General features: G+C 41.8%; 15 protein-coding genes. 13 read left to right on the forward strand and 2 right to left on the reverse strand.

All coding sequences use genetic code 11. The annotated features are described in order from the left end of the window. Positions 1-12: 12 nt before the first annotated feature. Positions 13-2115: a phenylacetic acid degradation bifunctional protein PaaZ gene (gene paaZ, locus MKL38_RS18120; RefSeq protein WP_270903997.1), complete on the reverse strand. Its 2103-nt coding sequence runs from the start codon at positions 2113-2115 to the stop codon at positions 13-15. 264 nt (positions 2116-2379) lie between these two features. Here paaZ and paaA point away from each other — a divergent pair, with 264 nt between their 5' ends. The 13 genes from paaA (at position 2380) to MKL38_RS18185 (ending at position 13750) form a co-directional block, all read left to right on the forward strand. Next, positions 2380-3318, forward strand: coding sequence for a 1,2-phenylacetyl-CoA epoxidase subunit PaaA (paaA, locus tag MKL38_RS18125; protein WP_333724268.1), 939 nt, complete (start codon positions 2380-2382; stop codon positions 3316-3318). Positions 3319-3350: 32 nt separating this feature from the next. Beyond that, positions 3351-3641, forward strand: coding sequence for a 1,2-phenylacetyl-CoA epoxidase subunit PaaB (paaB, locus tag MKL38_RS18130; protein ID WP_004642197.1), 291 nt, complete (start codon positions 3351-3353; stop codon positions 3639-3641). Between the two features lie 11 nt (positions 3642-3652). Beyond that, positions 3653-4408: a 1,2-phenylacetyl-CoA epoxidase subunit PaaC gene (gene paaC, locus MKL38_RS18135; RefSeq protein ID WP_270903999.1), complete on the forward strand. Its 756-nt coding sequence runs from the start codon at positions 3653-3655 to the stop codon at positions 4406-4408. A gap of 16 nt (positions 4409-4424) precedes the next feature. Continuing rightward, on the forward strand, positions 4425-4925 hold the full coding sequence (gene paaD / locus MKL38_RS18140) for a 1,2-phenylacetyl-CoA epoxidase subunit PaaD (RefSeq protein WP_005041603.1): 501 nt from the start codon (positions 4425-4427) through the stop codon (positions 4923-4925). 23 nt (positions 4926-4948) lie between these two features. Then, entirely contained in the window at positions 4949-6010 is a 1062-nt protein-coding gene (gene paaE, locus MKL38_RS18145) for a 1,2-phenylacetyl-CoA epoxidase subunit PaaE (RefSeq protein WP_270904000.1), read from the forward strand. A gap of 10 nt (positions 6011-6020) precedes the next feature. Then, positions 6021-6794, forward strand: a complete 774-nt coding sequence (locus MKL38_RS18150; RefSeq protein WP_270904001.1) for an enoyl-CoA hydratase-related protein — start codon at positions 6021-6023, stop codon at positions 6792-6794. Next, a complete protein-coding gene (gene paaG, locus MKL38_RS18155; RefSeq protein ID WP_270904002.1) occupies positions 6794-7585 on the forward strand; it encodes a 2-(1,2-epoxy-1,2-dihydrophenyl)acetyl-CoA isomerase PaaG in 792 nt (263 codons plus the stop codon). The genes MKL38_RS18150 and paaG overlap by 1 nt, the downstream gene beginning before the upstream one ends. Before the next feature lie 2 nt (positions 7586-7587). Next, on the forward strand, positions 7588-9126 hold the full coding sequence (locus MKL38_RS18160) for a 3-hydroxyacyl-CoA dehydrogenase (RefSeq protein WP_270904003.1): 1539 nt from the start codon (positions 7588-7590) through the stop codon (positions 9124-9126). A 12-nt stretch (positions 9127-9138) separates the two neighbouring features. Continuing rightward, entirely contained in the window at positions 9139-10347 is a 1209-nt protein-coding gene (gene pcaF, locus MKL38_RS18165; RefSeq protein WP_270904004.1) for a 3-oxoadipyl-CoA thiolase, read from the forward strand. 40 nt (positions 10348-10387) lie between these two features. Then, positions 10388-11677 (forward strand): phenylacetate--CoA ligase PaaK, encoded by a 1290-nt coding sequence (paaK, locus tag MKL38_RS18170; RefSeq protein ID WP_005041588.1) that lies wholly within the window; start codon positions 10388-10390, stop codon positions 11675-11677. A gap of 53 nt (positions 11678-11730) precedes the next feature. After that, complete coding sequence (gene paaX, locus MKL38_RS18175; protein ID WP_270904005.1) at positions 11731-12696, forward strand: phenylacetic acid degradation operon negative regulatory protein PaaX; 966 nt, start codon at positions 11731-11733, stop codon at positions 12694-12696. Then, on the forward strand, positions 12683-13288 hold the full coding sequence (locus MKL38_RS18180; protein ID WP_022574860.1) for a DapH/DapD/GlmU-related protein: 606 nt from the start codon (positions 12683-12685) through the stop codon (positions 13286-13288). Before paaX ends, MKL38_RS18180 begins: the two co-directional genes overlap by 14 nt. 78 nt (positions 13289-13366) lie before the next feature. Further along, positions 13367-13750 carry a PaaI family thioesterase gene (locus MKL38_RS18185; protein WP_270904006.1) on the forward strand — a complete coding sequence of 128 codons (384 nt, stop codon included), beginning with the start codon at positions 13367-13369 and terminating at the stop codon, positions 13748-13750. 39 nt (positions 13751-13789) lie between these two features. Here the strand turns inward: MKL38_RS18185 and MKL38_RS18190 are convergent, their stop codons facing one another. Then, the gene (locus MKL38_RS18190; protein WP_333724270.1) at positions 13790-14212 is read right to left on the reverse strand and encodes a hypothetical protein; all 423 of its coding nucleotides are present in this window, start codon (positions 14210-14212) and stop codon (positions 13790-13792) included. Positions 14213-14224: the final 12 nt, after the last annotated feature.

Consider the following 14224-nt stretch of genomic DNA (forward strand, 5'->3'; position numbering starts at 1 on the left):
TTTGAGTTCTATTTATAAATCACGAGCAACTAAAGTTAAAATGTCGTAGGTTGCGACAAGTTCACCGCGTTGGTTTTTAACTTTAATATCCCACACGACAACGCCATGCGCAGGCTGAGACGGGTCTTTTTGTGGCTTAGGTGTTTTCTGCTTACAGGTCAATTCAACTTGAATCGAGTCACCAATTTTAACCGGTTCAACAAAACGTAAGTTGTCCATACCGTAATTGGCAATAACTGGCCCTTGCGCTGCATCTACAAACAAACCTGCTGCGGCAGAAACAATAAAGTAGCCGTGCGCAACACGTTCACCAAAGAAAGACTCGGCAGCAGCAATTTTGTCGGTATGCGCATAGAAATAGTCACCACTTAAACCAGCAAAATTAACAATATCTGCTTCGCTTACAGTGCGACGCGCCGTTAATAAGCGTTCACCAATCACTAACTCATCAAAAGATTTTTTAAATGGATGTACACGGTCTTCGTTGACTTTTGAGCCAGCAGTCCACGAGTGGGTAATTTGTGTCAAGCTATTTGGAGAACCTTGAATTGCTGTGCGCTGCATATAGTGTTTAACGGCACGAATACCACCTAACTCTTCACCGCCACCTGCACGACCAGGCCCGCCGTGTATAAGATGAGGAAGTGGAGAACCATGTCCTGTACTTTCTTTAGCTGACTCTGCATCGAGTACATGCACACGCCCATGCCAAGGCGCAATTTTTTGAATAATCTGTTCGATATTCTCATCGTTATTTTTAACGACTGAAGCCACTAAGCTACCTTCACCACGTGAAACAAGGTCGGCCAATTCTTCAATGTTTTGATATGGCATGAGTGTACATACTGGACCGAAAGCTTCTGTCGTATGAACACGTGTCGCTTGCAAAGGTTGTTCGCATAACAATAAAGTTGGAGCGAAAAAAGCACCTTTTTCAGGATGATCTGCATTAAATGTAAAGCTATCGTTGTCACCAAAAACAATTTTTGCATCTTTGCTGAGTTCAGCAACTTTTTCTGCAACGTCATGTTTTTGTTTAATGCTCGCTAAAGCACCCATTGTGGTTTCTTCTTTTTGAGGGTCACCCACTACAACTTTAGCAAGTTTGGCAGTTAGCTTCTCTTGCACAGTAGCTAACAAATTTTCAGGAACAAATGCACGACGAATCGCAGTACATTTTTGGCCTGCTTTTGTGGTCATTTCACGGAAGACTTCACGCACAAATAAATCGACAGTTTCTTCATTTGCCTCAGGGCTTAAAATTGCACTGTTTACCGAGTCTGCTTCCATGCTAAATGGAATCGAATATTTATTGAGGTGAGGGTGGTTACGCAGTTTTTGACCTGTGTAAGCAGAACCTGTAAACGTAACGCAGTCTTGAGGTCCTAAGTGATCGAACAGGTCATAAGTCTGACCGCAAATGAGTTGTAGTGAGCCTTTTGGTAATACATGCGCTTCTTCAATGGCTTTTACAACCGCTTGAGTTAATTGAGAGCCATCGGTTGCAGGTTTAACAATACATGGCACACCCGCAAGTAGAGTCGGTGCAATCTTTTCAAGCATTCCCCAAATTGGGAAGTTAAAAGCATTGATATGAACTGCAACGCCCGCTTTAGGGCTTAAAATGTGCTTAGCACCAAAAGTTCCATTTTTAGATAATTGAATCCAGCTGTCTTCGGTAATAATTTTTTCATCATTGAGTTCACGGCGAACTAGACTCGAATAAGCAAATAATGTCTGGATCCCACCTTCAATATCAATCCATGCATCTTTACGAGTTGCACCTGTTGCATAGGCAAGCTTGTAGAACTCTTCCTTGCGCTCAAGTAAATATTGAGCAATTTGTTTTAAAGCATTAGCACGTTGGTGAAACGTCCAGTTTGCCAATTCTGAACCATTTTGTTTGGCATATTGAACAACACGTTTCATATCAATGCCATGACTACTTACGGCATAAATAGCTTCACCTGTAATAGCATGGAAAACAGGACGCAGTTCTTCACTCGTCGAATGCCATGTTCCATAGATATAAGAAGCAAGGTGAGGTAGTTGATGCTCAGACTGCTGAAAATCTGTGTCAGTTGTGGTTCCTTCTAGGTGTGCTTGTTCAAGCATGACCAAACTCCTTTTTATGTGATACATCAATTATAAAAATTGCAAAAATATGATTCATAATTTCAGATTAATTTGTCTAAAAGTCAACTTTATTTTGATTTTTAAAAGTAAAAAAGTTTTTTACATTTGATTAATATTTATTTATTTCAATTGTTTAATGTGATTTTGGTGGGTGGATTTAATTTGATACTAAAAAATAGGTTGACTTTGTTTTTGGTGTATCGAAAAATAGATTTAAGGGTGATGCCTACAGGGAATGAAAGAATGGAAAACAACTACCAGAAATTTGAACAAAATATTGCCAATGACATTACGATCGAGGCTAAGGATGAAATGCCCGATGCCTATCGCAAAACATTGATTCGTCAAATCGGGCAACATGGCCATTCTGAAATTGTAGGTATGTTGCCTGAAGGGAACTGGATTACTCGTGCGCCAACTTTAAAACGTAAAGCGGTTTTGTTGGCGAAGGTACAAGATGAAGCTGGGCATGGTTTGTATTTGTACAGCGCGGCAGAAACTTTAGGTGCTGACCGTGATGACATGATGGAAAAATTGATTAATGGGAAAATGAAATACTCATCAATCTTTAACTATCCAACTTTGACTTGGGCAGATGTCGCTGCGATTGGTTGGCTTGTCGATGGGGCAGCCATTGTGAATCAGGTTGCACTTTGCCGTACTTCATATGGGCCATATGCACGTGCAATGGTACGTATTTGTAAAGAAGAAAGTTTCCACCAACGCCAAGGTTTTGAAGCGATGATGGCTTTGGCAGGCGGTACACCAGAACAAAAACAGATGGCACAAGATGCGGTAAATCGCTATTGGTGGCCTGCACTCATGATGTTTGGCCCAAGTGATGAGCATTCTCCAAATAGCGCACAAAGTCTGGCGTGGAAAGTCAAACGCTTTGGTAATGATGAATTACGTCAAAAGTTTGTCGATAACACCGTACCGCAAGTGTTGCAACTTGGCTTGGAAGTACCAGATCCAGATTTAAAATTGAATGAAGAAACAGGCCACTATGAGTTTGGCGAGATCGACTGGCACGAATTTAATGAAGTGATTGCCGGACGTGGACCGTGTAATCACGAGCGTATCGAAGCGCGCCGTAAAGCATGGGAAAACGGCAAATGGGTTCGTGATGCAGCAGTGGTCTACGCTAAAAAACAGCAGCTAGAAGCGAATAAAGTGGCTTAACAAGATTTATGGAAAAATTTGAGGAAATCAAAATGGAAGATAAAAACAACTGGTCACTTTACGAAGTATTTGTCCGTAGTAAACAAGGTTTAAGCCACCGTCATGTAGGCAGCTTAAGAGCACCAGATGATGAAATCGCACTTCAACATGCACGCGATGTTTATACACGTCGTAATGAAGGAATTAGCATTTGGGTGATTCGTTCTGAACTCATTAAGTCTTCACAGCCAGATGAAAAAGCTGAATTTTTCGATCCTGCTCTAGATAAGGTTTATCGTCATCCGACTTTTTACCATATTCCAGATGGCATTGAGCATATGTAAGGGGTTGGAAAATGAATCATTCAGTTTTATCTAAATTCTTATTACATATTGGCGATAGTCAACTGGTTTTGTCTCAGCGTTTGGCTGAATGGTGCGGACATGCACCTGAGCTTGAAGTTGATATCGCTTTAGCAAATATCGGTTTGGACTTATTAGGTCAGGCAAGAAACTTTCTGACTTTGGCAGGTCAATACGATGAAGCTAAACGTGATGAAGATCAACTTGCGTATTTCCGTACAGAACGTGAGTTTCTAAACTTATTGTTATGCGAACAACCGAACGGTGATTTTGCACAAACGATTGTACGCCAGTGGTTGATGGATCATTACCATCTTCATTTATTTACTGCTTTAACCCAAAGCTCGCTTCCTGAATTAAGTGCGCTTGCTGTGAAATCTTTAAAAGAAGTGAAGTATCACATTCGTTTTTCAACAAGCTGGATGGAGCGTCTAAGTTTAAGTACAGATGAAGCGCACCAACGTGTGCAAGATGGATTAAATAATTTATGGCGCTTTACCGCTGAGTTATTTGAACTTAATGGAGACGAACAAGCATTAGTCGCACAAGGCGTGATTCCAGATTTTTCAAATGAAAAAGAACAATGGAACCAAACCATTGCAGATGAGCTTAAGCGTTTTGAATTAAATGTTGCTGTTAACGGTGCTTATCGCCGTGGTGCGAAACAAGGATTGCATACTGAGCATTTAGGTTATTTGTTGGCTGAAATGCAAAGTATTCAAAGAACTTATCCAGGAATGACCTGGTAAGACAAGGAGGTGAGCCATGCACATGATTCGTCATTGCATCGACCAATGTTGGGATGTTCTACAAACGGTAAGTGACCCTGAAATTCCGGTTTTATCTGTTGTGGATTTAGGCATGATTCGGGGCGTAGACATTAACGATCAACAAGAAATTGTAGTTCGTCTAACGCCAACATATAGCGGTTGCCCAGCAACAGATATGTTAAAAGCACAAATTGTTGAGGCATTTACCGCAGAAGCTTTGACACCAGTCAAAGTGATGGTCGATTTATCAGAAGCATGGACCACGGACTGGATGTCTGAGGCGGGTAAAAAGAAACTGCAAGTTTATGGTATTGCGCCACCTGAAGGGTTGGCACATCAGTGCGGTACGCATGTTCATTTGATTGATGGTGTCGAGTGCCCACGTTGCAAAAGCCGACACACCCGACTATTAACAGAGTTTAGTTCTACCGCCTGTAAAGCACTTTATAAATGTCAGGACTGTCTTGAGCCTTTTGATTACTTCAAATGTATTTAAGTCTTTAGATAAGGAAATCAGCCATGAGCCAATTTGTACCATTAAAAGTAAAAAGTATTACGCCTCAAACCGATCAGGCAATTTGTATTGCATTTGACGTTGTGCCTGAACAACAAGAACAATTTCAATTTCAACCGGGTCAACATTTAACCATTCGCCATTTAACTGAAGCTGGTGAAATCCGCCGTTGTTATTCAATTTGTAGCTATGCGGGCAAAGAAGACATCAGCATTGCTGTTAAAAAAATTGATCAAGGGCAATTTTCACATTGGGCAAATGACCATTTAAAAGTCGGCGATGTGCTTGAAGTGATGCCACCACAAGGCGTGTTTTTTCAAAAAGCAGCAAAGGCAGGTGGACAAAATTATTTAGGCGTTGCTGCGGGCAGTGGTATTACCCCAATTTTATCAATTGTTAAGCAAGTTCTATTTGAACAGCCTGAAGCTAAATTTACGTTGCTTTATGGCAATCGTTCATGGAAACAAACCATGTTTGCCGAGCAAATTATGGATTTGAAAGATCAGTTTAAAGAGCGTTTTCAACTCATCAATATTTTTTCTCGTGAGTTCAATGACAGCGAACTGATGAATGGTCGTATTGATGCAGAAAAGCTAAAACAACTTTTTGATTTTGATGTGCTTGAAACGAGTTTTGACCATGTTTTTGCCTGTGGTCCAGACGAAATGATGAATGCTGTAGAAAGCACTTTGCCAAATTATGGGATTGCAGCAGAGAAAATTCACACTGAACGTTTCCATACAGGGCAGGCTCGTAAACGTAGCGCTGAAGCTGATGCAAATCGCAAAGAAGAAAAAGTAAACATCATTTTAGATGGTCGTGAACTGATTGTTTCTGTGGCTCAGGATGATGAAAGTATTCTTGATGCGGCTTTACGTGCTGGTGCTGATTTACCGTATGCCTGTAAAGGTGGGGTGTGTGCGACCTGTCGTTGTAAAGTTGTTTCTGGTGAAGTCGATATGTTTCTTAACTACAGCCTTGAAAAAGATGAAGTCGAAAGAGGCTATGTGCTCAGTTGCCAGACCTTACCAAAAGGCCCAAATGTTCGTTTGAGTTTTGATGAATAGAGGCCCTCTCATGCAAGAGTTGATTAAAGCCAGCACAGTGGCAGAAGGTGTTTTGTTATTAACACTAAACCGTCCAGAAAAAAGAAATGCTTTAAACAATGCAACATTGCAGTGTTTATGCGAGTTGCTCGAAGAAGCTGAACATAATGCTGAAGTTAAAGCTGTGGTTTTAACGGGTAACGCTCAATGTTTTGCGGCTGGGGCAGATCTTAGCGAGTTGGCTGCTATGGACGCTGTGTCTTTGCAACTCGATATTCGTCCGAAGCTTTGGCAAAAAATTGATGCGTTTAGTAAGCCACTCATTACCGCAGTCAATGGCTATGCCTTAGGTGCTGGGTTTGAGTTGGTTTTGCATTCAGATATGGTAATTTGCGGTGAAAATGCCCGTTTTGCTTTACCTGAAATTGGCCTTGGTATGTTACCGGGTGCAGGCGGAACACAACGTTTAGCACGCTTGGTTGGGCAACAACTCACAATGCGCTGGGCAATGACAGGTGAGATGATTTCGGCAAAACAGGCAGAGCAACATGGTATTTGCAGTCAAGTGGTACCGACTGAATTAACCGTTGAATATGCGGTTCAACTTGCTGCCAAAATTGCCAAACAAGCGCCTTTAGCGATTCGCGTGATTAAACAATCAATTAAAAGTATTCATGAAACGACGTTAAGTCAGGGACTCAAGTTTGAACGTCAAAACTTTGTCTGGCTGGCAGCTACAAAAGATCGAAACGAAGGGATTAATGCTTTCTTTGAGAAAAGAAAGCCAGTGTTTAGAGGTGAGTGATGGACTATCAAAATATTATTGCTGAAGAAAAAAATGGTGTTGGCTACTTAACATTTAACCGCCCAAAAGCACTGAATAGCTTCAACGTTGATATGCACCGTGAAGTGGCCGAGGTTTTAAACCTGTGGACCAAAAATTCGGATGTCCGCTGTGTTGTGATTAGTGGTGAAGGCCGTGGCTTCTGTGCCGGGCAAGATTTAGGTGATCGTGTAGTAGACCCAAACGCTGAAGCTCCAGATTTAGGATATTCCATTGAAACTTACTATAACCCGCTGATTAAAACGATTGTAAATATGCCAAAGCCTGTCATTTGCGCCGTAAATGGTGTTGCAGCAGGTGCAGGGGCAAACATTGCACTGGCATGTGATTTGGTGATTGCAGCTAAATCAGCAAACTTTGTACAAGCATTTTGCCGCTTAGGTTTGGTTCCAGACTCTGCGGGCACATGGTTTTTACCACGTGCTGTAGGCCATGCGCGTGCTATGGGTCTGACTTTGTTAGGTGACAAGCTCCCAGCAGAAACCGCAAAAGAATGGGGCATGATTTGGGATGTTGTTGACGACGCTGAGCTTAAAACAAAAGTCACTGAACTCGCAGAGCGTTTAGCGAAACAGCCTACTTTTGGTCTATCTCTTATTAAAAAAGCCATTCATCAATCAAGCAACAACACCTTTGATGAGCAAGTGCTATTAGAGCGTGATTTACAACGTATTGCTGGACGCTCGGAAGATTATCGTGAAGGTGTACAAGCCTTTATGAATAAACGTGAACCAAATTTTAAAGGGCGCTAAGCATGACAGAATTAGACTTATCTCGTGCCCGAATTGCCGTTATTGGTTCTGGCACCATGGGCATCGGCATTGCCCAGTTAGCCATTGTTAATGGGCACTCGACTGTTTTATATGATCTAGACGCTCAAAAAGCGCAACAAGCCGTTCACGGCTTAGAGCAGACTTTTAAAAAACTGGTTGAAAAGAGCAAGCTCACAGAGCAGCAAGCTGATGAAGCCTTAGCGCGTTTAACTGTGGTCAATCAAGTTGAAGCACTACGTGATGCTGACTTGGTGATTGAAGCAGTCGTTGAGAAAAAAGAAGTTAAACAGTCTTTATTTAAGCAACTCGCTGAAATTTGTAGTGAGCAAACCATTTTTGCAAGTAATACATCTTCAATTTCAGTGACTGCAATTTCGGCTGGCATTGCTCACCCTGAGCGTGTGGTCGGCTTACACTTTTTTAACCCTGCGCCAGTCATGAAACTGGTTGAAATTGTACAAGGCTTAAAAACCCCAAACAGCTTATGTTTGGCTTTAAAAAATTTGATGTTGGGCTGGAAAAAAATTCCGGTACTCACTAAGTCGACTCCTGGTTTTATTGTGAACCGAATTGCACGTCCATTTTACGCAGAAGGCTTTAGAGCACTGCAAGAACAAGTCACCAGCTACGACCAGCTAGATTATGCCTTAAAGCAGTGTGGTGGTTTTGCGATGGGGCCGTGTGAACTTACCGACCTCATTGGGCAAGATGTTAACTTTTCGGTGACCCAAAGCGTTTATCAAGAATTTTTTTACGAGCCACGCTACCGCCCAAGCCTAATTCAAAAAGAATTAGTCGATGCTGGCGCTTGGGGCCGTAAGTCAAAACAGGGCTTTTATCGCTATAACGAAAAAAATCAGTACGAGACATTTCAGCCTCAAGCTGTGGTTGCCAAACCAGTTGATGCTCATATTCAGCTAAAAGGTGTTTGGTCTCAGCTACCTGCTTTTCTAACGCGTTTAGGTTTAAAAAGCGGATCTGTGAACGATGACAATATCCTTCAAATTGATGATATCGATTTACGCTTAAGCCAAGGTGAATCAGCCAATATTCATTACCTAAGCCGTAAAGTAGTTTTGATGGATTGGCACCATGATTTTGAACAGGCGCAGGCTTTAGTACTGAGTCGTAACGAGCTTTGTGAAGCAAGTGATCTGGCTAAAGTTGAAGCTTACTTTGCACAATTTGGCATGAGCGTCATGTGGATTAAGGACCATCCAGCACAGTTAACCTTACGCACCATCGCTTTACTCATTAATGAAGCATGCGAAGCAAGTTTACATGGTGTTGCGAGTCTGGAAGATATTGATAATGCCATGAAATATGGAGTGAATTATCCTAAGGGTCCTTACCAGTGGTTGACACAAATGGGCGGCGCTTATGTGCTCCAAACTTTAAATAATTTATATGCACTGTATGGAGAGGAAAAATATCGCGCGAGTATCTACCTCAAGCAATATGTAGCGAAAACTCAAAACATTGCTACTCAATATTCACGTGATATGACCGAATTTGCATAATCAGGAGTCAACATGGAAGACGTTTTAATTTGCGATTTTATTCGTACCCCAATTGGACGATATGCAGGTGCCCTAAGTGCTGTACGTGCCGATGATTTAGCTGCATTGCCCATCAAATATTTAAAAGATAAACACCCGAACTTGCCGTGGAATACGGTAGACGAAGTATTTTTAGGATGCGCTAACCAAGCAGGTGAAGACAACCGTAACGTTGCACGTATGGCAACACTCTTGGCAGGACTACCTGACACAGTACCAGCCATGACTGTTAATCGCTTGTGTGCTTCGGGTTTAGATGCAGTAGGACTTGCGGCACGCTCAATTAAAGCAGGTGAAGCACAATTCATTTTGGCAGGTGGTGTTGAGTCAATGAGCCGTGCGCCATTTGTACAAGCTAAACCAACCGAAGCGTTTAGCCGTACGCCTGAAATTTATGACACCACCATTGGCTGGCGCTTTGTAAATAAGCAACTTAAAGCGCAATATGGCACCGACAGCATGCCGGAAACTGCCGAAAATGTAGCTGAAAAATATCAGATTAGTCGTGAAGACCAAGATGCGTTTGCATTGCGTAGCCAACAAAAAACGGCTGCGGCACAACAAAACGGTTTTTTTACCGACGAGATTTTGCCTGTTGAGATTGTAGATCGTAAGAAAAACGTGAATGTGGTTAATCGAGACGAACATCCGCGTGAAACGACACTTGAAGCACTCGCAAAACTAAAAGCACCTTTTAGAAAAGAAGGTGGTTCGGTGACTGCCGGAAATGCTTCTGGTGTAAATGATGGTGCAGCGTGTGTGTTAATTACCAACCGTGAATTTGCAGATACACATGGTTTAAAACCTTTAGCACGAGTGATTGGCATTGCAAGTGCAGGGGTTGAACCCAAATATATGGGTATAGGTCCTGTTCCGGCTGTGCAGAAAATTTTAAAGCAAACAGGTTTAACGCTAGATCAGATGGATGTGATTGAGCTGAATGAAGCATTCGCAGCCCAATCTTTAGCTTGTATGCGTGAACTTGGTTTAAAAGATGACGATGAACGCGTGAACCCAAATGGTGGTGCGATTGCATTAGGCCATCCGCTTGGTATGAGCGGTACACGCTTAGTCATTACCGCAACACGTGAGCTAAAAAAACGAGGTGGACGCTATGCACTTTGCACAATGTGTGTAGGTGTTGGACAAGGCGTCGCACTGATTTTGGAAAACTTAAATTAATTCAGACGGTTTTTAAAATTACATAATGAGGAGATAGGCGATGGACAGCCTTACAACGGATAATGTTGAACAATTAACACTTGCAGAGCTTAGAGAGCTGCAAACTAAACGGTTAAAACAAACCCTGACTTTTGTATATGAAAATAGTCCGGTCTATAAGAAAAAGTTCGATGAAGCAGGTGTACATCCTGATGACTTCGTGACTTTAGACGATCTGGCAAAGTTTCCATTTACCACTAAACAGGATTTAAGAGACAACTATCCGTTTGGAATGTTTGCCGTACCGCAAGAGCAAATTGTGCGTTTACATGCATCATCTGGCACAACGGGTAAACCAACCGTGGTGGGCTATACCCAAAAAGACATTAATACTTGGTCAGACATTGTTGCGCGTTGCTTACGCATGGCGGGTTTAACCGCTAAAGATATGATTCAGGTTGCTTATGGTTATGGACTATTTACAGGTGGTTTAGGTGCACATTATGGCGCTGAACGCTTAGGTGCAACGGTTATTCCAATGTCTGGCGGGCAAACTGAAAAGCAAGTTCAGCTTATTCAAGACTTTAAACCTACTGCAATTATGGTTACGCCATCATATTGCGTCAGCATTATTGAAAAGCTGGAACAACAATTTGGTACTGCACGTAATACGTCTTTAAAAGTCGGTATTTTTGGTGCTGAGCCGTGGACCAACGAACTGCGCCGTGAAATTGAAGAACGCCTCAATATTAAAGCGCTCGATATTTATGGTTTGTCTGAGGTGATGGGGCCGGGTGTTGCGATGCAGTGCTTAGGTGAGGGCGAGGGATTAACCATTTGGGAAGATCATTTCTATCCAGAAATTATTAACCCTGAAACGGGCGAAGTCTGTAAAGATGGCGAACTTGGCGAGCTAGTCTTTACGACCATTACCAAAGAAGGCTTACCGATTATTCGTTACCGTACCCGTGATTTAACCCGTCTACTAGCTGGCGAAAATCTGGCGATGCGTAAGATGGATAAAATTGTGGGCCGTAGTGACGACATGCTGATTATTCGCGGCGTGAATGTTTTCCCGACCCAGATCGAAGAGCAAATTTTGCAAGTTCCGCATTTAGTTCCAAATTATGAAATTTTGGTGACTAAAAAAGGACATATGGATACTTTGCATATTCGTACAGAGATGTGTCATAACTGTACTATACAGGCCAATCAACTTGCTCAGGAGTTGATGAAACGCATTAAAACCATGATTGGGATTAGCGTTACTGTAGAAGTTGTTACAGAAGCGACCTTACCTCGTTCGGAAGGTAAGGCAAAGCGGGTAATCGATATGCGTCAGATTGCTTAACATCAAGATCATTCAGGGTATAGAATCTATACCCTGAAACTAAACGCCAAGACATGAGTATGAGTGCAAAAATACAGCAAATAATTGATTCTGTTGTAAAGAATGAAACCTTAAGTGGAACTTCGCTTATTTCGACAATTTTTGGAGATTCTGTACTTCATCGGGGTGGAAACATTAGTCTTGCAAGCCTGATTCAGTTATTAGAGCTATTTGGTTTTAATGACCGCGCTGTAAGAACCTCTGTTTTTCGTTTAGTTAAAAATGATTGGTTATGTTCAGACAAAATCGGTAGAACCAGTTTTTATCGAATTACCGATTCGAGCCGTTCGACCTATTTGCAGGCCGAGCAACGTATTTATAACGACCAGATGAAAGAGTGGGACCATTATTGGGATCTTATTCTGATGTCTAGCCTCGACACTGAAAATAAAGCGTTGTTAAAGAAAGAACTCGAATGGTTAGGATTTGCCAATATTTCGACAAACTTAATGGCTTATCCGGGTTGTAACCGTATTGAACTGCAACGCTTGTTGGTTGACTTAAATATGAGTGAGCAAGTGGTGGTGTTTAAAGCCGAAACCTTGCAGCTCTTTAATAATTCGGTCGATACCATTGGTCGTATGCTCAGAACCAACTGGCCAATTGATGAATTACGCCAAAGATATCTACAGTTTCTCGATATTTTTAGAGAAATTGGCGTGTTGCTCATGCAGGAAAACGAACAATTAGAACCGGTTCAGGCCTTTCAAATTCGAACTTTGCTGATTCATTATTATCGACGGATTTTATTGAAAGACCCTGCATTACCGCTTGAGTTGTTGCCAACTGACTGGCCGGCGATTAGTGCACGAACTTTATCAATGAACATTTATAAAAAAGTATTTGAACCTGCCGATGAATACTTCTTGTCTGTTGCCGCAACAGCAGAAGGGCCAATGCCAAATGCTACAGCACATTATTGGCGCCGTTTCGGAGGTTTGGTTGCGACAAATGAGAGGGTAAATCATGCCTTGTTATAGTATTGACGGTGTTATTCCAGTCGTCAGCCCAGAGGCTTTTGTACACCCAACCGCTGTTTTAATTGGTGATGTGATTATTGAAGCGGGTGTATATGTGGGGCCATTTGCGTCATTGCGTGCCGATTTTGGTCGTATCCATATTAAGCAAAATGCCAATATACAAGATAGTTGCACCGTACATGGTTTTCCGCAAAGCGTGACTTTAGTTGAGGAAATGGGGCACATTGGACATGGCACAACTTTACATGGCTGCCGCATTGGTAAAAATGTTTTGGTCGGCATGAATAGCGTAATTTTGGACTATGCCGAAATTGGTGAAAACACCATTATTGGTGCAAATAGTCTGGTCAAAACTAAAGATATTATTCCGGCAAATGTACTAGCAATGGGGAGTCCGGCCAAGGTTGCACGTGATTTATCAGAACAAGAAAAAAAGTGGAAAACTAGAGGCACGCAAGAGTACATTGAACTTGCACAGCGCTGCTTAAACTCCATGCAAGAAGTTCAGCCTTTAAGCTCAGAGTTGGATGACCGCCTGACTTATAAGGACTTTAGTTCTTCAAACTATCAGATTAAACAAGATAGCGTTTAACGGCTTTTAATCAGTCAATTTCAATACACATAGGTTTATAAAACTTAAGGTAATACTCGCACGAGTAGGGAGACGTTTGTGCAAAAAATGGAAACCAACGCGGTTGATCAATTCGCAGAGCTATTGGGTGTTCAAGTGCTGCATCGCAGTTTTGATGAAGCGCGTTGCCAGCTTAATGTGAAAGACGAACACATGAATGCCTTGGGCGGTGTGCATGGTGGTGTCATATTTTCTTTAGCCGATATCGCTTTTGCGATGGCTTGTAATGCAGGGGATGCGCCATATACGGGCCTACAGGCGGATATTCGCTATATGAGCGGTGCGAAAGATAGGGTGTTATTTGCAACGGCAACCAAGGTTGGCAGTAGTAAAAAATTTGCGCATTATGAAGTTGTGATAACAGACGGTTTGAATAATAGAGTCGCTTTGTTTACATCTACGTGTTACAGACTCGCGCCGTAACGTATGATTATTTGGCGGTTAGATCCAGAGTAAAACTTATCAGGTACTAAACTTATAGCCAAAATGATTAAGACATACATTAATTCCGTTAAGTGAATAGTCCGTACAGCCTTTATGAATGCACTTGTTTTCTGAAAAGCCTTCGTGGGCTAAAACAACTAAGAATTGCTTAATACTGTTTATTCGATTTTGGCTTAATGTTTGGTTCACATCTGAAAGTTTAATTCCAAAAATAGGGGCTGTTGGTGTATCTGGATAACACTCGAAATACCATGCTTGCTCACACTCAGAGCAGACATAATAAAACGTATCATAGTCAAATTTTGGACGAGTTTCTTCGCATGGAGTTTCTTCAACGATGTAGTGAGGAAACCTATTTTTCATTTCATAGTTATTGCTGAAAATATTTGAAAAGCTGTCAGGGCATACAAAAAATTCACCGACATTTTGACATTCACACATAGATTTTGTTCT

Origin of the sequence: Acinetobacter sp. AOR14_HL (genome assembly GCF_027855175.1) — a bacterium.
In the GTDB taxonomy this organism is placed as follows: Bacteria; Pseudomonadota; Gammaproteobacteria; order Pseudomonadales; family Moraxellaceae; genus Acinetobacter; species Acinetobacter calcoaceticus.